The sequence below is a fragment of the Magnetospirillum fulvum MGU-K5 genome, assembly GCF_000442515.1.
GTDB classification, from domain to species: Bacteria; Pseudomonadota; Alphaproteobacteria; order Rhodospirillales; family Magnetospirillaceae; genus Phaeospirillum; species Phaeospirillum fulvum_B.
In genome coordinates this window covers 1-23,500 of the sequence record NZ_AQPH01000020.1, presented here as the reverse complement: position 1 = coordinate 23,500, position 23,500 = coordinate 1, and the positions used below count along the sequence as shown (strand labels likewise).

The 23,500-nt window shown below is 62.9% G+C and carries 20 protein-coding genes and 1 tRNA gene; 8 read left to right on the top strand and 13 right to left on the bottom strand.

Annotation, left to right across the window (positions count from 1 at the left end; all coding sequences use genetic code 11):
- Nucleotides 1-40: 40 nt before the first annotated feature.
- On the top strand, nt 41-1,024 hold the full coding sequence (locus K678_RS07205) for an RluA family pseudouridine synthase (protein WP_021131800.1): 984 nt from the start codon (nt 41-43) through the stop codon (nt 1,022-1,024).
- A 138-nt stretch (nt 1,025-1,162) separates the two neighbouring features.
- Nucleotides 1,163-2,053 carry an RNA polymerase sigma factor RpoH gene (gene rpoH / locus K678_RS07200; protein WP_021131799.1) on the top strand — a complete coding sequence of 297 codons (891 nt, stop codon included), beginning with the start codon at nt 1,163-1,165 and terminating at the stop codon, nt 2,051-2,053.
- 136 nt (nt 2,054-2,189) lie between these two features.
- Here rpoH and K678_RS07195 read toward each other — a convergent pair whose 3' ends face one another.
- Entirely contained in the window at nt 2,190-3,293 is a 1,104-nt protein-coding gene (locus K678_RS07195) for a hypothetical protein (protein ID WP_021131798.1), read from the bottom strand.
- 295 nt (nt 3,294-3,588) lie between these two features.
- Between K678_RS07195 and K678_RS07190 the strand changes: the two genes are divergently transcribed.
- Nucleotides 3,589-3,665 (top strand) — tRNA-Arg (locus tag K678_RS07190).
- Nucleotides 3,666-3,951: 286 nt separating this feature from the next.
- On the opposite strand, the gene K678_RS07185 is transcribed toward K678_RS07190, so the two are convergent.
- On the bottom strand, nt 3,952-5,046 hold the full coding sequence (locus tag K678_RS07185) for a sensor histidine kinase (protein WP_021131797.1): 1,095 nt from the start codon (nt 5,044-5,046) through the stop codon (nt 3,952-3,954).
- Between the two features lie 553 nt (nt 5,047-5,599).
- Here K678_RS07185 and K678_RS17650 point away from each other — a divergent pair.
- The 3 genes from K678_RS17650 to K678_RS07170 all read left to right on the top strand — a co-directional run bounded on the left by K678_RS17650 (nt 5,600) and on the right by K678_RS07170 (nt 12,027).
- A complete protein-coding gene (locus tag K678_RS17650) occupies nt 5,600-9,106 on the top strand; it encodes a PAS domain S-box protein (RefSeq protein ID WP_021131796.1) in 3,507 nt (1,168 codons plus the stop codon).
- 366 nt (nt 9,107-9,472) lie between these two features.
- On the top strand, nt 9,473-11,131 hold the full coding sequence (locus tag K678_RS07175; RefSeq protein WP_021131795.1) for a fatty acid--CoA ligase: 1,659 nt from the start codon (nt 9,473-9,475) through the stop codon (nt 11,129-11,131).
- A gap of 197 nt (nt 11,132-11,328) precedes the next feature.
- Entirely contained in the window at nt 11,329-12,027 is a 699-nt protein-coding gene (locus K678_RS07170) for a response regulator (protein WP_021131794.1), read from the top strand.
- Between the two features lie 12 nt (nt 12,028-12,039).
- On the opposite strand, the gene K678_RS07165 is transcribed toward K678_RS07170, so the two are convergent.
- Entirely contained in the window at nt 12,040-12,732 is a 693-nt protein-coding gene (locus K678_RS07165; protein WP_021131793.1) for a response regulator, read from the bottom strand.
- A gap of 216 nt (nt 12,733-12,948) precedes the next feature.
- Here K678_RS07165 and K678_RS07160 point away from each other — a divergent pair, with 216 nt between their 5' ends.
- Complete coding sequence (locus K678_RS07160) at nt 12,949-14,001, top strand: HD domain-containing phosphohydrolase (protein ID WP_021131792.1); 1,053 nt, start codon at nt 12,949-12,951, stop codon at nt 13,999-14,001.
- 258 nt (nt 14,002-14,259) lie between these two features.
- On the opposite strand, the gene K678_RS07155 is transcribed toward K678_RS07160, so the two are convergent.
- The 3 genes from K678_RS07155 to K678_RS07145 form a co-directional block, all read right to left on the bottom strand.
- Nucleotides 14,260-15,045 carry an enoyl-CoA hydratase gene (locus K678_RS07155; RefSeq protein WP_021131791.1) on the bottom strand — a complete coding sequence of 262 codons (786 nt, stop codon included), beginning with the start codon at nt 15,043-15,045 and terminating at the stop codon, nt 14,260-14,262.
- Nucleotides 15,046-15,125: 80 nt separating this feature from the next.
- Entirely contained in the window at nt 15,126-15,737 is a 612-nt protein-coding gene (locus K678_RS07150) for a response regulator transcription factor (protein WP_021131790.1), read from the bottom strand.
- 192 nt (nt 15,738-15,929) lie between these two features.
- On the bottom strand, nt 15,930-16,847 hold the full coding sequence (locus K678_RS07145; protein WP_021131789.1) for a GGDEF domain-containing response regulator: 918 nt from the start codon (nt 16,845-16,847) through the stop codon (nt 15,930-15,932).
- Between the two features lie 472 nt (nt 16,848-17,319).
- Between K678_RS07145 and K678_RS07140 the strand changes: the two genes are divergently transcribed.
- The gene (locus K678_RS07140; protein ID WP_196802549.1) at nt 17,320-18,438 is read left to right on the top strand and encodes a helix-turn-helix transcriptional regulator; all 1,119 of its coding nucleotides are present in this window, start codon (nt 17,320-17,322) and stop codon (nt 18,436-18,438) included.
- A 191-nt stretch (nt 18,439-18,629) separates the two neighbouring features.
- Here K678_RS07140 and K678_RS07135 read toward each other — a convergent pair whose 3' ends face one another.
- The 7 genes from K678_RS07135 to K678_RS18990 all read right to left on the bottom strand — a co-directional run.
- Nucleotides 18,630-19,859 (bottom strand): beta-ketoacyl-ACP synthase, encoded by a 1,230-nt coding sequence (locus K678_RS07135; protein WP_051185866.1) that lies wholly within the window; start codon nt 19,857-19,859, stop codon nt 18,630-18,632.
- Nucleotides 19,859-20,578: a 3-ketoacyl-ACP reductase FabG2 gene (locus K678_RS07130; RefSeq protein WP_331270948.1), complete on the bottom strand. Its 720-nt coding sequence runs from the start codon at nt 20,576-20,578 to the stop codon at nt 19,859-19,861. Before K678_RS07130 ends, K678_RS07135 begins: the two co-directional genes overlap by 1 nt.
- The gene (locus K678_RS07125; RefSeq protein WP_021131785.1) at nt 20,575-21,015 is read right to left on the bottom strand and encodes an ApeP family dehydratase; all 441 of its coding nucleotides are present in this window, start codon (nt 21,013-21,015) and stop codon (nt 20,575-20,577) included. The genes K678_RS07130 and K678_RS07125 overlap by 4 nt, the downstream gene beginning before the upstream one ends.
- Nucleotides 21,012-22,199 (bottom strand): beta-ketoacyl-ACP synthase, encoded by a 1,188-nt coding sequence (locus K678_RS07120; protein WP_021131784.1) that lies wholly within the window; start codon nt 22,197-22,199, stop codon nt 21,012-21,014. Before K678_RS07120 ends, K678_RS07125 begins: the two co-directional genes overlap by 4 nt.
- Nucleotides 22,196-22,777 (bottom strand): DUF3261 domain-containing protein, encoded by a 582-nt coding sequence (locus tag K678_RS19000; RefSeq protein ID WP_021131783.1) that lies wholly within the window; start codon nt 22,775-22,777, stop codon nt 22,196-22,198. The genes K678_RS07120 and K678_RS19000 overlap by 4 nt, the downstream gene beginning before the upstream one ends.
- The gene (locus tag K678_RS18995) at nt 22,774-23,223 is read right to left on the bottom strand and encodes a hypothetical protein (protein ID WP_196802548.1); all 450 of its coding nucleotides are present in this window, start codon (nt 23,221-23,223) and stop codon (nt 22,774-22,776) included. The genes K678_RS19000 and K678_RS18995 overlap by 4 nt, the downstream gene beginning before the upstream one ends.
- Nucleotides 23,224-23,252: 29 nt before the next feature.
- A partial coding sequence (locus K678_RS18990) for a hypothetical protein (RefSeq protein WP_021131781.1) occupies nt 23,253-23,500 on the bottom strand: 248 nt, incomplete at its 5' end.

The following is a 23,500-nucleotide window of genomic DNA, read 5'->3' as shown; positions in this document are numbered from 1 at the left end:
CCCGGTCGCGGCCGCAGCCCGGATCGGCGATGATAGGGGAATGAACGAGACGAATTCACGAGAGTACACTCCCGAGCCGGTTTCGCCCGACGAGGTCGGCCAACGTCTGGACAAATGGCTGGCGATGCGACAGCCCGATCTGTCGCGCAGCCGGATCAAAGGGCTGATTGAAGACGGGCGGGTCAGCCTCGACGGGGCGACGATACTCGACCCCTCGTGTCGGGTCAAATCCGGGCAATCCTATCAGGTCAGCGTGCCGCCCGACGCTCCGGCGATCCCCGAAGCGCAAGAGATCGCGCTCTCGGTGGTGCATGAGGACGAGGATCTGATTGTCATCGACAAGCCGCCGGGGCTGGTGGTGCATCCCGCGCCGGGCAATCTCGATTTCACTCTGGTCAATGCGCTGCTGGCCCATTGCGGCGAGTCGCTGGCCGGAATTGGCGGGGTTCGCCGTCCCGGAATCGTGCATCGTTTGGATAAGGACACCAGCGGTCTGCTGGTGGCGGCAAAGACCGATGCTGCCCACCGCGGGCTGTCCGAGCAATTTGCCGCCCACACTCTGGAACGGGCCTATCGCGCTCTGGTTTGGGGGGTGCCGTCGCCATCATCGGGCGAGATCGAAGGCAATATCGGACGCAATCCCAATGACCGTAAAACCATGGCCGTCGTCTCGGGTGGCGGGAAGCGGGCGCTGACCCGCTACCGTGTCGTGAAGATCTATGCGGGCGGTTCTGTCAGTTTGGTTGAATGTCGTCTGGCAACGGGTCGAACTCACCAGATCAGAGTTCATATGACAAGTATAGGACATTCGTTGGTTGGGGATAAGACATATGGTAGAGTTCGGTCAGGACGTATGGCCTCCTTACCTGCGGATGTTCGGGCTGCACTGACTGCTTTTCCCCGCCAGGCTTTGCATGCCTTTTTGCTCGGGTTCCAGCATCCTACCAAAGGATGCTCCCTCTGCTTCGAAAGCGCTATACCTCCGGATATCAATGCTTTGATAAAAATTTTAGAGACGATATAGAATCCAGTATACTTGACCCCATAGCTGTGGCATTATCTGTCTCCAGTGAGCGGTGAGAGACGGGGCGCGGTGCCGAAGGTCGGCGCCTCGCTCTGTGAACGAGGGAAAACCCTCCACACCGGAAGAGGAGACGTGAGCATGTCGGCAATCGCTTCGACCCTGTCGCTCGCCCCCGAGGGCAACCTGACGCGTTATCTTCAAGACATCCGCAAATACCCGATGCTGCCGGCCGAGGAGGAATATGTCCTGGCCAAGCGCTATCGCGATAACGACGATCTCGCCGCCGCCGAACGGATGATCACCAGCCATCTCCGTCTCGTCGCCAAGATCGCGATGGGCTATCGCGGCTACGGACTGCCGCTCGGCGAGATGATTTCGGAAGGCAATATCGGGATGATGCAGGCGGTTCGCCGCTTTGACCCCGATCGCGGCTTCCGCCTCGCCACCTATGCGATGTGGTGGATCCGCGCCGCGATCCAGGAATACATCCTGCATTCCTGGTCGCTGGTGAAGATGGGCACCACCGCCGCGCAGAAGAAGTTGTTCTTTAACCTGCGCAAGCTGAAGGGCCAGATGCAGGCGATCGAAGAGGGCGACCTGCCCGCCGAAATCGTCGGCAAGATCGCGGCCAAGCTGGACGTCAGCGAGGACGAGGTCGTCAACATGAACCGCCGCCTTTCCAGCCCCGATCACTCGCTCAACGCGCCCCTGCGGGCCGAGGGCGAAGGGGAGTGGCAGGATTGGCTGGTCGATGATCGCGACGATCAGGAAACCGAGCTGGGTGAGCGCGAGGAATTGGGCCGCCGCCGGGGCTTTCTCTCCGCCGCACTCGACAGCCTCAACGAGCGCGAACGGGCGATCCTGACCCACCGCCGCCTCAGCGAGGAACCGGCGACGCTCGACGATCTGTCCCGCCAATACGGCATCTCGCGCGAGCGGGTGCGCCAGATCGAGGTCCGTGCGTTCGAGAAGTTGCAGAAGTCGGTCCAGACCGCCGCTGCCGCCGCCGAACCGCACCGGGCGCAGTAACCGAACGTTTCGGCAAACGATATCGCCGCGAGGCGGGGCAAGTCCTCGTCTCGCGGTTGCCTTTTCCGATCACCAAAGAAAAAGCCCCGAACCGCGCCTGCGGTCCGGGGCTTTCCATTTTAAGCTATCGTCCGGATTAGCGGACGAAGACCTGAACTTCGCCGTTGGTGCTGGCCGAGGGGCTGGTGCTGGCACTGACCCGCACCCGCGAGGCAGGCATGTTCATGTTGGTGAGCGAGCGCAGCACCGATTCGGCATTGCGGCGGGCATTGCTGGCGGCGACGGTCTGCTGGGCCGGGTTCGAGCCGGTCGGAGCGACGGCGACAACGTCGAAGGTGGCGTTGGGACGACGATCCAGCGCGCTCTTGACCGCGGCGTACAGGGCAGGTTCGTAATTGACGTTGGGCTTGTCGAAGCGGATCGTGACCAGCGGCTGGTCGCCGGACGGCACCGCCGCCCGCGCCGCCGGGGCGGTGAAGCTGGAATTGGGCTGGTTGCTGAGGCTGCCGACGAACAGAGCGCCGTTCTTGATGCCCAGAGCCAGGGTGTTGAGGTTCTGCTTTTCCGAGGCGACGTATTGCTGCTGACGAACCGCGTCGTTGGTCAGTTCGCCCAGCAGGCGTTCGACCATCACCACGGTGCGGTTGGTCTCGTCCTCGAGAATGCGAAGCTGGCGGTGATCCTCGTCAACCGCGCCGGACAGCGAGCGGGCAGCGCGGACGGATTCCAGCAGGTAGCCCGCCATCGTCGACGACGCGGTGACTTCGTTGGTCAGGCGGTTCATTTTCAGAACGTCGTCGGTGATCCGATCCAACTCGTTCTGCGCCGCGTTCCATTGCTGGTTCAGGATCGGGTTGCCCGGCGTGGTGCCGACCTGAAGGCGAGCGTTGATCGCGGCGACAGTGCCGTGATAGCGCTGGGAATCCTGCACGGTCTCGGAGCGAATCTGTTGCAGCATCTGGTTCTGCCGGCCCAGCGTCGCCTGAAGCCCCTGAAGATCGTTACGCAGCGTCGCCGCCTTGGCCCCGACATAGGTTCCGCTTGACGAGGCGGGGGTGACCCCGACGGGATCGAAGCTGGACGATCCCAACGCGGGCGGGCCGTCATTGGGGGCTTGTTCGGTGATCGCCGACTGGCCCGAGCTCGCCGTTCCCGGGAACAGCGCATCCTCGGCGAAGGTGCATCCGCCTGCGAGGAGAGCCGCGCAAAGCGCTGCGGCGTGAGTCTTATTCAGGGCCATTGGATTAGCAGATCCTTCAGGTTCGCCGGTTCGGACAAAGACCGCCAGGGGCACGACTGTCGCTTAGGACAGTGATAGGCGCACGTCCCCCGGAAACTTTGGGGCGGATTTTACGCAATCATCTCCGTTGCCACAAGTCCGCATTTCGATTGGTGGTACTCGTGGCGTGGTCCTATCCATAGCGTTTGAGGGCGAAAGGGGGGTAACGAAAAAAGATGAATTTTTGGCTTGCAGGGGGGAGAGGGTTTGTGTAAGTTCCGCCTCCTCGCCGGGGCACATTGCTTCGGACCGAGAAGCGCCCGTAGCTCAATTGGATAGAGCATCAGACTACGAATCTGAGGGTTGGAAGTTCGAGTCTTTCCGGGCGCGCCAATGAAGGCCCCAGCGGTAATGCCGCTGGGGCCTTCTCCTTTTGTGGCCTGTCGATGCTGTCCGGGCCGATCCACAATACCTCCCCGTCGTCGCCGTCCCACGTTATTCCCACACGAACGAGGCCGGGCGCCCCCGTTCGCCCGCTCTCGGGTCCTGGAGGCCGCCGGACCCCACGCCGGTCCCACCGGGATCACAGGCCGGCTTCTACGGCATCAGGTCTTCTGCCTTCATCATTTCGCAACCGGGCATTGGTTCTGTTCCTCGGATTCGCGTGATAATCCCGGATTTAGCGGGGCAGGGTGACGTGGAACACCGATCCCCCGCCCTCGGCGGGGGTGACCCAGATCGTGCCGCCATGCCGTTCGACGATCCGGCGGCAGATTGAGAGGCCGACTCCAGTCCCCTCATATTCGTCGTGGGTGTGAAGGCGGCGGAAAAGCTGGAAAACGTGTTCGGCGGAATCGGGCGGAATGCCGATTCCATTGTCGGTGACGGTCAGGGTGACCGATCCTTCGGGGACAAGCAGCGCGTCCAGGTGAATCCGCGGGGTGACGTCCTTGGCGCAGTACTTGATCGCGTTGCCGATCAGGTTTTGGAACAGCCGGGCGATCTGGTGGGGGTCACCCTTCACCGCCAGAGTTCGGTCGAACCCGATCTCGATCGCGGCTTTCTTCTCCTCAATCGTCTGGGACAGGTTGAACAGGGCATAATCGAGCGCCTCGCCAAGCGCCATCGGCTCCAGGGGGGCTCCGCACCGCTCGACCCGGGAAAAAGCCAGCAGGTCGCAGATCATCTCGTCCATCCGCTTGGCACCGTCGAGGACGAAATGAAGGAATTCCCGTTCCTCATCGTTGAGCTTGCTGGCGCAACTCTTGCCCAGCAATGCGGCAAAGCCCGCCACCTTGCGCAGCGGTTCGCGCAGATCGTGCGAGGCGGCATAGGCGAATTGTTCCAGGTCGGCGTTCGATTGTTCAAGGTCGTGGCAAAGGTGGTCGCGCTTCTCCTCGGCTTCGTGCCGGGCGGTGATATCGAAGCAATAGCCGACATAGCCGAGGAAGTTGCCGTCGCGGTCGATAATCGGGATGCCGTAATCGACGATCCAGCCATATTGTCCGCAGGCCCGCATGATCCGGTATTCCATCTGGAACGGCTCGTGCCGTCCAAAGGCGTCGAGATAGGCTTCAAGGCAGCGGTCGAAATCTTCGGCATGGAGCCCTTCGGTCCAGCCGTTGCCCAATTCCTGCGCCATCGTCCGGCCGGTATAGGCCAGCCATGACGCATTGAACCAGTTGCACAGACCGTCGAGACCCGAGCGCCAGACCAGGATCGGCGCGGCTTCAAGAAGCTCGAGATCGGGCCAGCCGGACGACGCCACAATCATCGTGACCGCCTCATTTTGTCGCAATGGTCGTGGTGGCGATGATACCGCACGCGATCGACTATTACCAAAGGCTATATTGCATCGGGCCTTGTTCCCGAAAAAATAAGCGGTCCCTCCTTCGCTCGGTTGAGGCTGTGTCGCGGCGGCAACGGTTCTGTAGTTTTCGCGCTAGTGTAGAATCTCTGGGGGCATACCCTAAGGTATCAAAGCCATATGTGCTGATCTGAAATCAGATAGGATGAGAGGATAATCTAAAGAGTTGTGGTTTTCGCAGCGGCTGTCATATACCTTTTGTCCATTGGGGTAGGTCTGGCGGTAGGCAGACATGCAGGATTTGACCGAATTCAGTCTGTAATAGCGTTTTGTGTCAAACACCCGCCTTGGTCGTGACCTCTCCAGTGCAGCCGACGACAGCGGCGAAACAATTTCTTCCAATGTCGTGAGGTGGACGATGAGGGAGGCTGCCGACGATCAGGAGAGAAGGCGGAGCCGTCTCATCCCGGAACTCTCTGCGCTTGCGCCCCTTCCTCTTGTCTCTACGATTGCCCCGACCGTGGGGCAGCGGCGGATCGCCCTGATCGCGGCGGGGCTGGCCTTTGTCGCGTTCCTGCTGGTCGCGCCGTTTGCCCAGATTCAATTCGTCGAGGTTTGGGCGTTCCTGCCGATCTATGAATCGGCGTTCGTCACTCTCAGCTTGATCATCGTTTCCCTGCTTTTGTTCCAGTTCCGGATGGTGCGGAGTTGGGGATTGCTGATTCTTGCCGGAGGGTTTTTGTTCAGCGCGGCGATGGCCTGCGTTCACGCGCTCAGCTTCCCCGGCCTGTTCGCGCCCGCCGGGCTGCTGGGGGCTGGGTCGCAAAGCACCGCCTGGATCTACTTCCTGTGGCATGGCGGCTTCGCCCTGTTCGTTGCCCTTTATGCCCCGCTGCGGGATTGCCCCTGCCACGTATCGATGCCCACCGCCTTGGTGCTGACGCTGGTTTCCGTTCTGGCCGTGGTGGTTGCCTTGACCCTGCTGACCACGCTCGGGCACGATTATTTGCCCGCGATCATGACCGGGCACCGCGATAACCCGGCGAAAGTCATCGTGGCGCTTGGAACCTGGGCGATGAGCCTGCTCGCCCTGGGGCTGCTGTTCCGGTTGCATAATCGGACTCATCTTGATCTGTGGCTGATGGTGCTGCTGGGAATCTGGATTTTCGACAGCGCTGTGTCCGCCGTGCTCAACCACGCCCGTTTCGATCTGGGGTGGTATCTCGGGCGGGCGTTCGGGCTGCTGGGAGAGGCGATTGCCCTGATCGTGCTGTTGATGGAGAACAACACCCTCTATCTGCATCTGGCGTCATTGCGGGCACAGGAAAATCGCCGCAGCGCCGAACAATTGGAGGAGGGGGAAAAGCGCTTCAAAGCGATGTTCGAGCAGGCGGCAATGGGGCTGGCGCTGGTGTCGCCCGAGGGGCGCTGGTTGCGGGTCAATCGCAAGCTGTGCGAGATCGTCGGCTACGATGCCGAAGAATTGATCAGCCTTGATTTTCAGGCGATCACCCATCCCGACGACCTCGATACCGATATCGAGAGTGTCCGCCAGATGCTGGCGGGGGAGATCCAGACCTATACACTGGAAAAGCGTTACATCCACAAGCAGGGACACACCGTCTGGATCAACCTGACCGTGGCGCTGGTGACGAAACCCGACGGCGAGCCCGATTATTTCGTTTCCGTCGTCGAGGACATCACCCAGCGTTATCGAACCGAGATCGCGTTGCGGAAAAGCGAGCAGCGTTTCCGCACCTATGTCGAGGAATCTCCCCTCGGGATTTTTGTCGTGGATAGCGACGGGCGCTTCGGCGACGTCAATCCCGCCGCCGAGGCGATGTTGGGGTGGAGCCTGGATGAAATCTGTGCCCGCCATCTTAGCGATGTTGTTTCGGCCGAGGATTTGAGCCGGGTTCAGGAGGATTTTGCGATCCTGACCGGTCCGGCTGGTCGGATCAGTGGCGAATACCGCTTTGTCGCCGCGTCTGGGGCGGTGGTGTGGGTGTCTTTGGCGGCGGTACGGATCGCGGCGACCCGCTTTGCCGCCTTTGGCCAGGACATCACGGCGCGCAAGACGATCGAGGACGAACTCGAACGCTATCGCAAAGGCCTGGAGCAATTGGTCGCCGAACGCACCGCCGACCTGGAAAGCGCCGAGTCCCGCGTGCGTCTGATCCTCGAATCCACGCCCGACGGGATTTACGGCGTCGATACCAAAGGCCGCATCACCTTCGTCAATCCGGGGGTCAGCGCACTCCTCGGCTGGCGGCCCGAACAATTGATCGGGCGGACCAGCCTTGAGATGCTGCATCACAGCTATCCCGACGGCACCCCCTTCGCCAAAGAAACCTGCCCGTTGCTGGAGACCTTGCACACCGGGATCGTTTATCGTTCGGACGATGAATTTTTCTGGACGGCCAACGGGCGGGTGATCCCAGTCAGCCTGTCGACGCATCCGATGGTGCGTGACGGCCATATCGTCGGCGCGGTGGTCAGCTTCAGCGACATTTCGGTGCGCAAGGCGGCCGATGCGGCGCGCGAGGCGGCGCTGGCCGAGGCCGAGCGTCTGGCCAATCTGCGTCGTGAGTTTCTCGCCAATATGAGCCACGAGATCCGCACCCCCCTGAGCGCGATCCTCGGCCTTGCCCAAATCGGCGCGCGCGATTGTGCCGAGGCGGCAGGGCGGGAGAAATTCACCCGCATCCTCGATGCCGGTCACGGTTTGAAACAGGTGGTCGACGATATTCTCGACTTCTCCAAGATCGAATCCGGCAAGATGACGGTCGAGGCGATTCCGATGGAGATCGGCGCGGTGGTTGACCGTACCGTCGACATGCTGGCCTTGCGGGCGTGGGACAAGGGGCTGCGGGTCGAGGTGCGCGAGGCGCCGGATATTCCCCTGCGCTGCCAGGGTGACCCCAGCCGACTGAATCAGGTCCTGATCAACCTGCTCAGTAACGCAATCAAATTCACCCGTACCGGAGGGACAGTGACGCTGGGTGTCGCGACAACCCCCAACCAACTGGTTCTCAGCATCAGCGATACCGGGATCGGCATCTCCGCCGAGGCAGCGGGACGTCTGTTCCGTCCGTTCGAGCAGGCCGACGGATCGACCACCCGCCGGTTCGGCGGCACCGGGCTTGGCCTGTCGATCTCACGCAATCTGGTCGATCTGATGGGGGGCGCGATCACCCTCGACAGTACGGTGGGGGAGGGCAGCACCTTCACCGTTGCCGTGCCGCTGATTGGGGCCGATCCCGCCCCACCGTGGCCCCAGGTCTCGGTCGCCCTGCGCGGTCTGACCGATTTCGAGACGGATCAGGCGCTGCGGAGCCTGCCCAGCGGCCGCGTGATGTCGGCGGCGGACCTGTCGTCTGATCGGAACGTTGCCTTGGTGCTGATCGACCGGGAGGCTCTGGCCGATCCCGCCCAGGCCGCCGCGATACGGGCGCGGCTTGACCGCGGACAGCAGGTCGCGGTGCTGGTCCAGCCGGGAGAGACCGGCCCCGTCGCGGCGATCCCGCCCGGTGCGGTGGTGATCGAGCGGCCGTTCCGTCCCCGTCACCTGCGGCGGCTGTTGATCGAACATTCCCTACGTCCCGATGCCGCAGCCGAGACTGCCACTCGCCTGTCCGGGCTGCGGGTGTTGGGGGCCGAGGATAACGAGGTCAATCGTCTTGTTCTCGACGACATGCTTCAGATCGAAGGGGCGAGCTTTATCTGCTTCGAAAATGGCCGTCTGGCGCTCGATCATCTGCTTCAGGTCGGGGCCGGAGCCTTCGATCTGGTGCTGACTGACGTGCAGATGCCGGAACTCGACGGCTATGGACTGGCGCAGGAGATTTCCCGCTTCGCCCCCGGTCTGCGGGTGATCGGGCTGACCGCTCATGCCATGGACGAGGAACGGGTCCGCTGCCTTGCCGCCGGGATGGTCGATCGGGTGGTCAAGCCGATCTCGCCCGAGGCGCTGGTCTCGACGATTCTGCGCCATGTCCCCCACGTGAACAAGACCGCGAGCGGATAAGGCGGCACCAAGGCTCCGGACACGTAAAAGCCCCGCACGAGGGTGGGCGTGCGGGGCTTTGGACTTTACGATTGATCCGATCTTGAGGCGGGGAGTTCAAGTCCGCCGGTCGTTCGGGTCGTCATACCTGTCTGGACAAGAACACAATGCCTCAATCCGGGTTACCGCAGGATGGCGGGGGGATGATATTTTTGTAATGGTTCAAAACAAATGATTGCCCGATCTCCCGCTTGCTCCGCGAAGCAGAAGGGGGTGTCTCGCTTGAAAAGGGAAGGCGCGGAGAATGACAACCCGGTCCTATGTCCGCTTCACGCCTTGGGCTACAATCTGTGATCTTTTTGTCATTTCCGGGCTAGGGAGTGCTTCATGTCCGTCCGGGTTGTCGGTTCTACCCCTTCTGCCTATCAATATCCGCTGCTGATTAAACAACTTTTGCTGACCCCGCTGGCGATCGCGCCGGAGCAGGAGATTACCTATCAGGGTCGGGTCCGTTTCAATTATCGCACTCTGAAGGAGCGTATCGGGCGGTTGGCCAATCTGTTGGCGGGCCTTGATGTCCAGGCCGGACAGACCGTGGCGATGATGGATTGGGACAGTCATCGCTATCTCGAAGCGTTCTTTGCCATCCCGATGATGGGGGCAATTCTTCATACGGTGAATGTCCGCCTCACCCCGGAACAGATTCTCTATACGCTGAACCACGCTCGCGCCGATTTCCTGATCGTCAACAGCGAGTTCTTCCCGATTTTGGCGGAAATCGCCGGACGTCTCGAAACGGTGAAGACAATTGTGATGATTGTCGAGGAAGGCGCGTCCGCGGTGGCGCCGATCCCCGTGGCCGGCGAGTACGAGACGTTGCTGGCGGCGGCGTCACCGGAGTACGACTTTCCCGATTTCGATGAAAACGCCCAGGCCACGACCTTTTACACCACCGGGACGACCGGCAATCCCAAAGGGGTTTATTTCAGCCACCGCCAGCTTGTCCTCCACACGCTGGGCTGCGCCGCCGCCCTGGGAGGCGCACCGAACCAGGGGCATGTCCATCGCGAAGATGTCTACATGCCGATCACGCCGATGTTTCACGTCCACGCCTGGGGCTTTCCCTATCTGGCGACGATGATGGGAATGAAGCAGGTCTATCCTGGCCGCTATCAGCCCGAATTGATCTGTCGCCTGATCGCCGAGGAGAAGGTCAGCTTCTCCCACTGTGTTCCGACCATCCTGCACATGATCCTGTCGCATCCCCAGGCCAGCCGGACCGACTTTTCCGGCTGGAAGGTTCTGATCGGCGGATCGGCCTTGCCCGAAATCATGGCGACCTCGGCGCAAAAGCGCGGCATCGACATCTTTACCGGCTACGGGATGTCGGAAACCTGTCCTGTCTTGTCGATCGCGCATCTGGAAAACCGGATGCTGGAGCGCTCGCACGAAGAACAATCGGTGATCCGCGCCAAGACCGGGCGCCCGTTGCCACTGGTCGATCTGCGGGTTGTCGATGAAGAGATGCGCGAGGTCGAGCATAATGGCCGGGCGACCGGCGAGGTCGTGGCGCGCTCTCCCTGGCTGACCCAGGGCTATGTCGGGACCGAGGCGGATTCGGAAAGTCTTTGGGGCGGCGGATACCTGCACACCGCCGATATCGGCAACATTAACGCCGAGGGCTATCTGAAGGTGACCGACCGGATCAAGGATGTCATCAAGACCGGCGGCGAGTGGACCTCGTCCTTGCAGTTGGAAGACATTATCTCGAAGCACGAAGCAGTGCACGAGGTCGCCGTGATCGGTATCCCGGACGAGAAGTGGGGCGAACGCCCGGTCGCGCTGGTGATCTTGAAGCCCGAGCATGTCGGTACGATCACCGAACATGCCTTACGCAATTACTCGGCGAAGGCGATCGAGGCGGCGGGTGTTTCCCGCTATGGTCTGCTGCTCCATGTCCGCTTCGTCAAGACCTTGGCCAAGACCAGCATCGGTAAGATGAACAAGCGCTTGATGCGGGCCGATCCCGAGGCTTTGTGTCTGTGATTGCGGTGATGAACGCGGGGGGGAGGGCGGAAAGTCCTCTCCCCACCGCGTGGAAGCCTGTTGTTTTGGCGCGACTTTCGCCTGCATCCAGTGCCATAATCAAACGCTGTCTTATCCTGGTTTGATTTAAGCGCCGAAGACGTTTCGCCGCATGCCGCGGGCGATAGTTCTTGTCGGTTCGCAAGGATGACCCGCCGATGACTGGAGGAGCTACCCCGTCGTTCCGCATTCTGGTCGTCGATGACGAACAGTTTTCGTGCAAGGTGATCGCCAAGCTGTTCGAATCGCTGGGCGCGCTTCATGTCGTGTTTGCCGGGTCCGGGGCCGAGGCCCGGGCGGCGATGCAGGCCGATCCCGCCCTCAGTCTGGTGATCTCCGATCATTACATGCCCGATGAAACCGGGATCAAACTCTTGGGTGATTTGCGGCAAGGCCGGTTGCCGTTGCCGCACGATACCTATTTCATTGTCGCCACCGTTTCGACCAGCTTCGCCCTGACGGCGGTTGCCTTGGCGCTCGATGCCGATTCCTTTATGTCGAAGCCGTTCGGCAAGGAAAAGCTGGCGACGCGGCTGTTCCACTTTCTGTCGCCGGATTCGCCTCGGGTGATCAAGCCGGTCGAGTATTACGCCGCGCTCGATATTGCCGGGATGCTGGCGGCGGCCGAGGGGATGGACCCGGCGGCACCGTCCCGCGCCGCGCCGCGCTTGATCCCGATGACGCCGATTCGGCGGGTTCGGCCCGGAACCAAGCTTGCCGCCGATCTGATCGCCGCCGACGGGAATACCTTGTTGCAGGCGGGCACTCAATTGACCCGGCATCTGATCGAGCGGCTGGAAGAAATCGGCGTTGAAGAGGTTCCGGCCGAAGTGCCCGTAGGTCCTGGGCGCGGCTGATCCTGCCGCGGCTCAGATGGGGCGGATCACCTTTAATCCCTCGAACGGCAGACCGGCGGCGGCCAGCCCGCGCAGCAGACGCCGCAGCCGGGGGGTCACCCGGGTTCCGGCTGCCACCAGCAATCCACCATGCGGATCGAGCAGATTGCTGGCGATCACCATGCCCTCGCTCAAGGCATCCAGGGGGATGTCTTCCCCGCCGCTGAGGGTGGTGTCGATCACTTGGCCCGAAATCAGCCAGTCCACGTCGAGCCCGGCATAATGCGCAGGGGGCGCACAATCGCGCTCGCTGCCCAGCAGGTCGATCAGATGACGGCGCAGATCGGCGGTCGCGGTCGGTTTATTGAGGAACAGGTCAACGTCGAGCACCATCGCGGCGGTGGCAATGCCCAGAATATCGATGCCGGTGATCATCATCACGATCACGTCATGGGGAACCGCCAGTTTGCCGCTGCGGATGTCTTTCAACACTTCGATTCCGTTGGCGCCCGGCATGTTGAAATCAAGCACCACCACCCGGATTTCCGTCGCCCGGCTGCCATTCAGCGCCTCCAGGGCTTCGTGACCATCGCGTGCCGATAAAATCTGCGGCTTCCCCATCTGGCCGAACCGTTCGATCGTCATGAACCGCGAAAACGTTTCGTCATCGGCAACCAGAACCAAATCGTTTGCGGACAGGGGAAGGCGGGGGTGCGTGTCGGTCATCGTCGGAATCCTGCGCCAGAGAGGTCGATCATTCTCGTCCGAAAGATGTGTCTCGATACCCGCAAAAAACAGAGGGTGATCTGCAAATCGCGGAGGCAATGGCGCAGATAGACCTTGGTTCCGACCATCATCGTCTGCGATCATTTCCCCAGAGACCATGATGCACCGCCTGACGGCTCTGTCACGGTGTTTCAGACAGATGGCAGGGCGTTCAAAATGGCGGACAGCTCGGTAAAGATTGCGATTGTCGACGATAGCGAAAGCGTTCTGAAGCACCTCACCCAGCTTGTCTCCAGCATGATCGCGGAAGACGCGGCGGTTCCGTTCAAAGATCCCCAGGTCGCACTGAGTTGGTGTCTTCAGAACGATGTCGATCTGGTCATCGTCGATTACGTGATGCCGAAGATCAACGGGTTGCAGTTCATCGAAGCCTTTTTGACCAATCCCAGCCGCACCGACATTCCGGTGATCATGGTGACGACGTCGGACACGATGGAGGTCCGCTATCGCGCCCTTCAGTTGGGCGCGACCGACTTCCTGCGCAAACCCGTCGATAAGATCGAGTTCCTGACCCGGGTGCGCAACCTGCTCAGCCTCAGCCGCCACCACAAGCAAACCAAAACCCAGGCGGTTTTGCTGGCCGAGGAGGTGCGCAAGGCAACCCATGCCATCGTCGCGCGCGAGCGTGAATCGATTTTGGTGCTGTCGCGCGCCGCCGAATTTCGCGACAACGAAACCGGGGCGCATCTGCTGCGGATGTCCAATTATTGTCAGATCATTGCCACGCGGATGGGGCTGCCGTCCGAAGAGGTCGATCTGATCTTCACCGCCGCGCCGATGCACGATATCGGCAAGATCGGCATTCCCGACCATGTGCTGTTGAAGCCCGGGGCTCTGACCCCGGAAGAGCGCGAGATCATGACCACCCATGCCGAGATCGGCTGGCAGATCCTGCGCAACAATCAATCTCCCATGCTCCAGATGGCGGCGGCGATCGCGCTCAGTCATCATGAAAAGTGGGACGGAACCGGCTATCCCAAACGCGTATCGGGACTGGATATTCCCCTGGCCGGGCGGATTACCGCCGTTGCCGACGTCTTCGACGCCCTGACCAGTGTGCGGCCGTACAAGCCCGCCTGGCCGCTGGACAAGGCGCTCGACTTCCTGCGCAGCAACCGGGGAAGCCATTTCGATCCGGCCTGCGTCGATGCGTTTCTGGTCTCGCTGGAACAGATTCTGGCGGTGGCCGAACGCTATGGCAGCGCCTGACCATCGTTTCCCGTGCCGTCCGTGAAAAGGAAAAGCCCCGCACGAGGGTGTGGCGTGCGGGGCTTTTGACTGTGTCGGGTCCGATCTCGAAGCGGGGAGTTCAAGCTCGCCTGTCCATCGGGGGGTACTGCCTGTCGAGTCGTAAACATCATGCCTGGGCCGGGGTTACGGCAGGATGGCGGGCGGATGATATTTTTGTAATGATCCGAAAGTGCAGGGCGACGGGATCGCTTCTGGCTTCGGCGCGGGCTGGGACGATCAGTCCCGCCACACCGGGGGACGTTTGGTCAGGAAGGCGTCGATTCCCTCGGCGGCATCAGCGGCCAGCATATTCTCGGTCATCACCCGCGCGGCATAGGCGTAGGCGTCGTCCAACCCCATCTCGGCCTGACGGTAAAAGGCTTGTTTGCCGGTCTTGACCGTATAAGCCGATTTCGCGGCGATCAGCGCCGCAATCTCGGCGGTGACGGCGTTCAAATCCTCGGCGGGAACGGCGCGATTGATCAGCCCCCAGCGCTCGGCGGTGGCGGCGTCGATCGGATGGCCGGTCAACAACATCTCCATTGCCGCCTTGCGCCCGATCGCCCGACTGAGCGCGACCATCGGTGTCGAGCAGAACAGCCCGATATTGACGCCGGGCGTCGCGAAGCGGGCGTCGCTGGCGGCAAAGGCCAGATCGCACGACGCCACCAACTGGCACCCGGCGGCGGTCGCCATCGCGTGAACCCGGGCGATCACCGGCTGGGGCTGGCGCACAATCGCGGTCATGACCCGGACGCATTGATCGAACACCGCCGCCACCGCGTCGCGTCCGTCCAGTCCGCGCATTTCCTTGAGATCGTGGCCGGAACAGAACGCGGGGCCGTTCGCCGCCAGCACTACCGCCTTGATCGTGGTGTCCTCCGCCAGCCGGGCCAGCCCCGCCTCCAATTCGCGCATCAGCGCCATCGACAGGGCGTTGCGGGCGGCGGGGCGGTTCAGGGTCAGCGTCGCGACAGCTCCGCTCCGCTCGGTCAGCAAGATCGCATCGGCTTCGCTCGGCATGGCGTCCCCTCTGGGTTGGTCGCGGTTGTTGACGATGCCATGATGCGGCGGCAGGCGAAAGTCCCCGGCACCGTTCCGGCTCAGGCGTGGAGGGCGGCGAGCGGAACGGTCAGGTCGATCAGGGTCTTCAGCGAGGTCGCCTCGAACTTTTCGAAGACATGGGCGCGGTGGGTCTCGACGGTGCGGACGCTGATCCCAAGCTGACCGGCGATTTCCTTGCTCGACATCCCCTTGGTCAGCAGCCAGAAGACGTCGCTTTCGCGCCGGGTCAAGCGCTGGTATTTCGCGATCGCATCCTTGGCCGGGATAAAGCGCTGGCGATAGAACCGATGAAGGTGACACGCCTGCTTTGCCACCGACAGCAACTGGTGGCAATCGACCGGCTTGCCCAGCCAGGATTGCGCGCCCGACTGGATGGCGCGGACCACCAGCGGGATATTGCCTTCGGCGGACATCACGATGATCGGAGCGTCATAGCCCCGCTTGCGGATCTTGGGGAGGAAATCGGTGCCGAGATCGAGGTCGATCAGGATGCAGCCGATCGCCAGCGCATCGTGCGACTCAAGGAAGCTGGTGCCGTCGACATAGGCGCGAACGTCGTACCCGTTCACGGACAGTGTTTCGGCGATCCGGTCCCGCGTGGCGGGATCGCCATCAACCAGAGCAACAATGAAGCGTGGAGGTAATTCCACCACTTTCCCTTTCTGGGGAGAGGCGACGTCCCTGCCGTGTGGTTCGCCACAAGACGGGAGCGAGAGCGCACATTCCCTTCATGCGAGCCGTTATCGCAGACCAGAATAATCTAATGGTTTAGGGAATCGGAGCAAAAGATTAAGGAGGAGGTCCGTGCTGGCCTCGTCGGTAGAGAGGCGAGGGCGGTCCGGTCAGGATTTCGACCAGTACAGCACGGGGGAGGGAGAGGGGGTCGCTTTCTTCCTGGCTTTCTTCTCGTACATTCGCTTGTCGGCGATCTGGATCAGGTCGGAAATCTCCTGGGAATCGTCGGGGTAGATCGCACTTCCGCAACTCATCCCGATTTGGATATCGATCCCGTCGATCCGATAGGGCGTCTGGGACACCGCATGATTGAGCTTGTGCTCGATCAAGGTGATGCTGTTGGGGGTGTTGATATGCGTCAGCATCGCAACGAACTCGTCGCCGCCGACCCGGGCGACGACATCGCTTTCCCGCATCTGCCCGACGATCCGCGTCGCGACCTGATTGAGCAACCGATCGCCCAGGGCGTGGCCGTGGGTATCGTTGACCGCTTTTAGCCCATCGACATCCATGAACAGGATGGCGGCCTTTTCCTGGCCGCGCTTGGCTTGATTGAGCAGGGTTGCCGCCTGTTCGTCAAAGAGATTGCGATTGCCAATCCCGGTCAAGGGGTCGCGCAGCGCCGAAACGCGCAACTCGAATTCCTTGCATTTGAGGAACATCGCATAGGTGACCGCCTTGATCAGACCAAACGAATCGATCGTGTCCTTGACGATGAAATCCTGCGCGCCCTTTTGCAGGGCGGCAAAGGCCCAATCCTTACGGGGGGAATCACTGAGAATGATGATCGCGGTCCGGTTGGTGGTCGGTCCGTGGAAGTCGAACAGTTCAAAGCGAGGGTCCGTCACGAAATCGTAGGCGAGAAGGGCCACATCGTAACATTTCGATTTGAGCGCAGCCGACGCCTCGGCGGCAGAGGTTCGCGACACGATCTTACAATAGGTGTCGGTGCTGTCCGTCAGGATCGAGGTGAGCCGTTGAATGCAGGCCGGATCGCGGTCGGCGATGAGAAATCTGATCGTCATGGCTCTCCCCCTGTTCGTCAAATTTCCACCTTTATCGGCGGCAGGGCGTTTGTTGTTCCTTGCCCGTCGGGCGGAGTGTTGTGCGAGCGTTCAGGTCGAAAGCGCAGTCTTACAAATCGCACTGCGGTCGGCATCACCTGAATAGATGATAATGCAAAGGAATGCGCGCATTGGTGATCGCGGCGAGACCCGTGGCAGGCTCTTGATAAATAAAGAAAGTCTGACGCTCACCCGAAAAGGTGGTGTATTTGCGTAGTCTCTACGTATTTACGTATGGAGGGGGGGAGAGTACCTAGCCCAACACCAAACGAGGCGTGGAGGAAAAATGAGCGACAGGCGGGTGAGGTGAACGGAATTGGGTGATGCTGGCGGGGGCACCATGGACCAGGGCGGCATCACGATTGCCGATATGACGCGGATTCTTGATCTTATTGACGTGTGTTACGGGTCGGCGGCCGACGCAGACGGGTGGATGAGCGTTCTGGATCGGCTGGGCGAGATGTTCGATGCTCCGATGCGGCTCATTCTGCTGGCCGAGCCTAACAGCCGACAAATCAAACGCACCCTGTCCAGCACCATCGACCGCGATGCGCAACAGCTTTGGCTCGAAACGATGGCCTCGGCCTCGGGCGAGTGGTCATCGTCGAATTTCCCTGTCCTCCCCCAGCGTAAGACCGACCAGATCGCGCCGCTGATCGCGCTGGAATGCCATAAGGCGGCGCGCCGTTCCTACGATGCCCTGGCGCAGCACGGTATTCAGTGCAGTCTCGGGACGATTGTGGCGGTGGATTCCACCTGCCTCGGGATGGTGGGGGTGATGCGCTCGCCGACCCAGCCTCCGTTCGACGCCACCGATCTGGCGCGGATGAGGATCGTCGCTTCCCATCTCAACCGGGCTTTGGGTCTGTTCGCCCTGGCGGAGGCCGAAAAGCGCCAACGCCACGCCGCTTTTGCCGCGCTCGATCGGGTTGCCCCGGCGCTGGCCCTGCTCGAAGGCAACGGTACCGTCGTCTATCATAATGAAAAGATGCGCTCGCTGGCCCGCGACGGTGAAATCTCGATTCAGAACGGCCGGGTCCATGCCGCGTCGTCGCACAACCGGTCCCGGATTCTGGCGGCGGTGGAGGAATGCTATCGCGCCGCTTTGGGGGGAGATTCCCAGCCCAGCCGCACCCTTGCTGTTTCCCGCGCTTCCGAGCGGTCGCCGCTGGCGATTGTCGTCAGTGCGGTGCGGATCGATCTGGGGGGCGATGCGCCGGGAACGCCGCTGGTCGTCCTGCTGGCCAGCGATCCCGATGTCCATTACGAAATCCAGCGCGGTGCGCTGAGCGAGATGTACGGAATGACCGGAGCCGAGGCCGATGTCGCCGGGATGCTGGCCGAGGGGCTTTCGCCCGATGAAATTTCCCACGATCTCGGGATCAGCATGAACACCGTGCGCACCCACATGAAGCGGGCGTTCGAAAAAACCCGGGTGGGACGTCAGGCCGATCTGGTCCGGGTGCTGCTGAGCAATCCGGTGCACACCCTGTCGCGGGCGGAACCGGGCGACAACGGGACCCGCCCCGCCTGCCGGACCATCGTTCCATAAATTAAAAGCCCCGCACGAGGGTGTGGCGTGCGGGGCTTGTGACTTTAGATCGGTCCGATCTCTGGGCGGGGAGTTCAAGCTCGCCGGTTAATCGGTTGGTCTTACCTGTCTGGTCAAGAACATCATGCCTCTGTCGGGGTTACCGCAGGATGGCGGGCGGATGATGTTTTTGTAATTATTCAAAGCTGCCGTCAGCCGACGCGCCGGAACACCAGCGAGGTGTTGACCCCTCCAAAGGCAAAATTGTTGCTCATCAGATACTCGGTCTCCAGCCGTCGCGGTGCGGCCTGGATGTAATCCAACTCGCCGCAGCGGGGATCGACATTGTCGAGGTTGGCGGTGTGGCAGGCCCAGCCCTCGCGCATCATTTCGATCCCCAGCCACGCTTCCATCGCCCCACACGCCCCCAGCGAATGGCCGAAATAGCTTTTCAGCGAGTGGATCGGCATCCTGGCTCCGAACAAAGCAGCGGTCGCCTGGGTCTCGGCGATGTCGCCGCCCTCGGTGGCGGTGCCGTGGCCGTTGACGATCCCGATCGCTTCGGGGGGAAGGCCCGCATCCTCCAGCGCCAGCTTCAGGGCAATCGCCATCGTCTCGGCCTGGGGCTGGGTGACGTGGCTGCCGTCGGAATTGGTGCCAAAGCCGACCAGTTCGGCGAAGATCGTCGCACCGCGCGCCTTGGCCCGCTCGTACTCTTCCAGCACCAGGGCGCCCGAGCCTTCGCCGATCACCAGTCCGTCGCGGTCGCGATCGAACGGGCGCGGGGTCAGATGGGGGGCATCGTTGCGGATCGAGGTGGCGAACAGGGTATCGAACACCGCGGAATCGGTGATGTCCAATTCCTCGGCCCCGCCCGCGATCATCACGTCAGCCTTGCCCCAACGGATCGCCTCGGCGGCAAAGCCGATCGCCTGACTGCCCGAGGTGCAGGCGTTCGAGGTCGGAATCATCCGCCCGGTCAGGCCGAAGAACAGCCCGACATTGATCAGGGCGGTCTGGCTCATCATCTGGATATAGGTGGTGGCGTTGAGGTTGCGCGACTTGCCGTGCATCTTCAGTTCATAGAAGCCCAGCACCGAATCCGGCGAGCCGAACGACGAGCCGAACGCCGCTCCCGCCCGGCCGCTGCCGAGGATCGGATCAGACAGCAACCCGGCCTGGGTCAGCGCCGCTTCCGAGGCGGCGACGGCGAGACGGGCGACCCGACCCATGGTGCGGACCTTCTTGCGCGGCCAATGGTCCGGCTCGTTGAAATCAAGGACCGGGGCGGCGAGGCGGGTGTTGATCCCCTCGAAGCGGTCCCACTCCGGGCTCATTGAGCGTATCGCGGTGCGGCCTTCGCGCAGGGCCGGGCCGATCGTCGCCCAATCGTTGCCAAGGGCGGTGATCCCGCCCATCCCTGTTACCACCACTCTGCGCATCACACCATCCCGCCATTGACCGAGATCACCTGCCGGGTGATGTACCCGGCCGCGTCCGAACACAGGAACGCCACCAGCGCTGCCACCTCGTCGGGTTGGCCCAGCCGCCGCATTGGGATCAGCTTCATCGCCTCGTCCAGCGGGACTTCGGCGATCATCTGGGTCTCGATCAGTCCGGGGGCGACGCAATTGACGGTGATATTGCGTTTGGCCAGTTCCAGCGCCAGCGACTTGCTCGCCCCGATGATCCCGGCCTTGGCGGCGGAATAATTGACCTGACCGCGATTGCCGACCAGACCAGAGACCGAGGCCATTGTCACGATCCGGCCGCCCTTGCGGGCCGAGACCATCGGCATCACCGTCGGGCGCAGCACATTGTAAAAGCCGTCGAGATTGGTGCCGAGCACCTGATCCCAATCTTCGTCTTCCATCGCCGGAAAGGCACAGTCGCGGGCGATCCCGGCATTCAGCACGATGCCCCAATAGGGACCGTGGGCGGCGATGTCGGCCTCCAGTCGGTCGCGGCATTGGGCGCGGTCGCTGCTGTCGAATCCGATCAGCCGCCCCGTCCCGCCGATCGAGTCCAGGGTCTCCTGTGCTCCGGCCCGGTCGGAATGGTAATGGACTGCGACGGTGAATCCGGCCCGGCCCAGCGCCTGGGCGACGGCGCGGCCAATCCCCTTGCTGGCGCCGGTGACGAGAATGGTCCTCGACATCATGATCGTCCTTCTTCCTCCGTATCCGGCTGATAGACGCTCAGTTGCGCCTCGGCCAGAACCTCCCCCGCCGCATCCTCGATGCGGCAATCGAACACGCCCATCCCCTGGTCGCGAAACACCAGCCGGGCCGAGATTTCCAACCGCTCGCCCAGGCGGAACCAGTCGGTCTTGGCGGTAAAGCGCCGGGTGCCGAGCAGATAGCCCAGCCGCACCGGCCCACCCTCGCGGCTAGCCTGGGCTCCCGCCCATAGTCCGCAGGTCTGGGCCATCAGCTCGATCCCGACATGGACCGGGATACCGTCGGCGGTGGCGAACAGATGATCCGGCGCAGGCGTTACTGCCGCCCGCGCGCTGTCGGCATCGGCGGCCAGCGCCTCGTCGAGCAGCAACATCGGTGCTTCGTGGGGCAGCAGGGTTTCGACCGGGGCGAGGGTCATGACTCCTCCCGACTGAGCGCGAGGCAACAATTACTGCCGCCAAAGGCAAAGGAATTGCTGAGTGCCGCCAGCCGGGCGCGATCGGGCAGGCGGGTTTCCGGCCCGGCCAGCGCCAGCGGCGGCAGATCGGGATCATTGATGCCGTCCCACAGATGGGGCGGCACCCGACCGTCCGGGTTCCAGCGCCGCGACAGGGTCAGCCACAGGATCGCCGTCTCGACCGCCCCGGCCGCGCCCAAGGTGTGGCCGGTCATCGCCTTGGTCGAGCTACAGGCGACCGGGGTGGTAAACAGCGCCGCCATCGCCTTGCTTTCCATCGCATCGTTGAGCCGGGTCGCGGTGCCGTGCAGGTTGACGTAAGCGATCTCGTCGGGCGTCAGACCGGCCTCGTCCAGCGCGGCCCGCATCGCCGCCAGCGCGCCGCGTCCCTCGGGATCGGGGGCGCTGACATGATGGGCGTCCGAGGTCTCGCCCACCCCGACCAGGGCGATTTCGGCGGGGTCGGGACTGGCGAGGAACAACGCGCCGCCCTCGCCGATGCTGATCCCGTCGCGGTTGGCGCTGAACGGATTGCAGGGGGTGGAGGACAGCGCTTCCAGCGCGCCGAAGCCCGACACCGTCATCTTGCACAGCGTGTCGGCTCCGCCCGCGATCGCGGCATCGGCCAGTCCGCACCGGATCAGCCGGGCGGCGCTGGCCAGGGCCTTGGCGCTGGAGGAACAGGCGGTGGCGACGACATAGGCCGGGCCGGTCAGCCCCAGCAGATCGGCGAGGAAGGCGGCACCGCCGCCAGTTTCCTGCTGACGGTAATGAAAGCCATCGGGCCAGGACCCGCTGTGGGCATGGTGGGCGATCGCCTGTTCGCCCTCGGCGATGCCGGAGGTACTGGTGCCCAGCACCACCGCGATCCGGTGACGGCCAAAGCGGCGGATCGCGTCTTTGATCTCGTCGCCGATCTCGGCGGCCAGGGCGGCGAGCAGACGGTTGTTGCGGCATTCCCACCCCGCCAGAGCGGGCGGCAGCGGGGGCAGACCGGACGGCAGCGCGCCGACCGGGACGGGATAATCGGGATGGGGGGCAATCCCTTGGCGCGATCCGGCAAACAGCGGTTCGACCGTCGCGGCCTTGCCCAGCCCGAGGCAGGAGCCGACCGCCATCGCGGGCAGGTACAGCGGCGCACTCATGGTCCCACCAAAACCGAACGAACGTCCAACTCGTACTCCCAGACGAGGTTGCGCAGATGGGCGGTTCCGTTCCACGGATCGCCCTGCCATGACACCAGGATCGCGCTGCCGATGGCGCGGTCACCCGCCTGCTCGGTCAGATCGGCCCCGCTCAGGCCGGAACGCACCGCCGCTTCGGGCCAATAGAGCAGGACAATATCGGCCAGGATATTTTCGGGCCGCAGTGTGTCGGGCAGCCACGCCGCCCGCTCGACCGTGATCTGCCCCTGGCTCCAGGTCACCGTCATGGCCCGTCGCCCCAGCGAATCCGTTCCCACCAGCAGCAATCGGTCCGGCCCAACCGACAGGCGGCCTTCGAATACAAAGATGTCGCCCCGGTGGCGGGCGGTGACGATCTGGACCGCATCGACGCTGCGGCCAAGGGCTGCGGGGCTGGGCAGAGAGAGGGTGATCCCCGGCGCGATCGTCACCCGTCCCGGCTCGGGCGGCGGGGGCGCGGCACAGGCGGCCAGTCCCAGACCGATCAGGAGGACCAGGGCGGCGCGGACTCGGCGGATTTTGACTGTGGTGAGGCTCATCGCTTTCTGCGCTCCGGGACAAGGCCGCGTCGCTGTTTGACCGAGGGGGCGAGCAGGAAGGCCAGCAGCACGCCCGTCAGCATCGTCGCCCCAAAGGCGCGGACCGCCGCGACATCGCTGAAGGCCAGCAGCCCGAACGACAGGCTGGTCGTCAGCATCGCCAGACAGACCGAGACCAGAATCGCCGCGTCGCGGTCGCGGTCCTCGGCACAGAACAGGGCGTAATCGGTGCCGATCGACAGCACCAGCACCAGCCCCATCGCGCCAAAGAAGCTGAACCCCACCCCGACCAGGGCCAGCAGCGGCGGGGTCAGCACGATTGCGGCGGTCGCGGGCAGCATCACCCGGAGCGCGCCGCCCCAGCCATAGCGCCAGGACAGCAGCGCCAGCATCAACAGCGGGGTCAGGGTCAGCAGGCCGAGCGTACGCAGGCGATAGGCCCGCAACAACTCGCTGAGATCGCCGGTGGGGTCGATCAGGCGAACTCCCTCCAGCCCCTGGCGGCGGCGCGCAGTCGGGCCGGATCATGGCCGCGATCCAAGCTGACGACATGCATCTTTTCACTCAGCACCAGCGCGTCGAGGAAGGGCAGGGCGCGGGTGGCGGTAATCTCGGCCAGGGTCAGCGGTGCGGCGGGCGCGGCCTCAGGCACAGCGGGGGCGGCCATGCCGAGGCGGTCGCGATAGGCGGCCAGATGCGGCTGGGTCAGGTCGCGTTCGACCA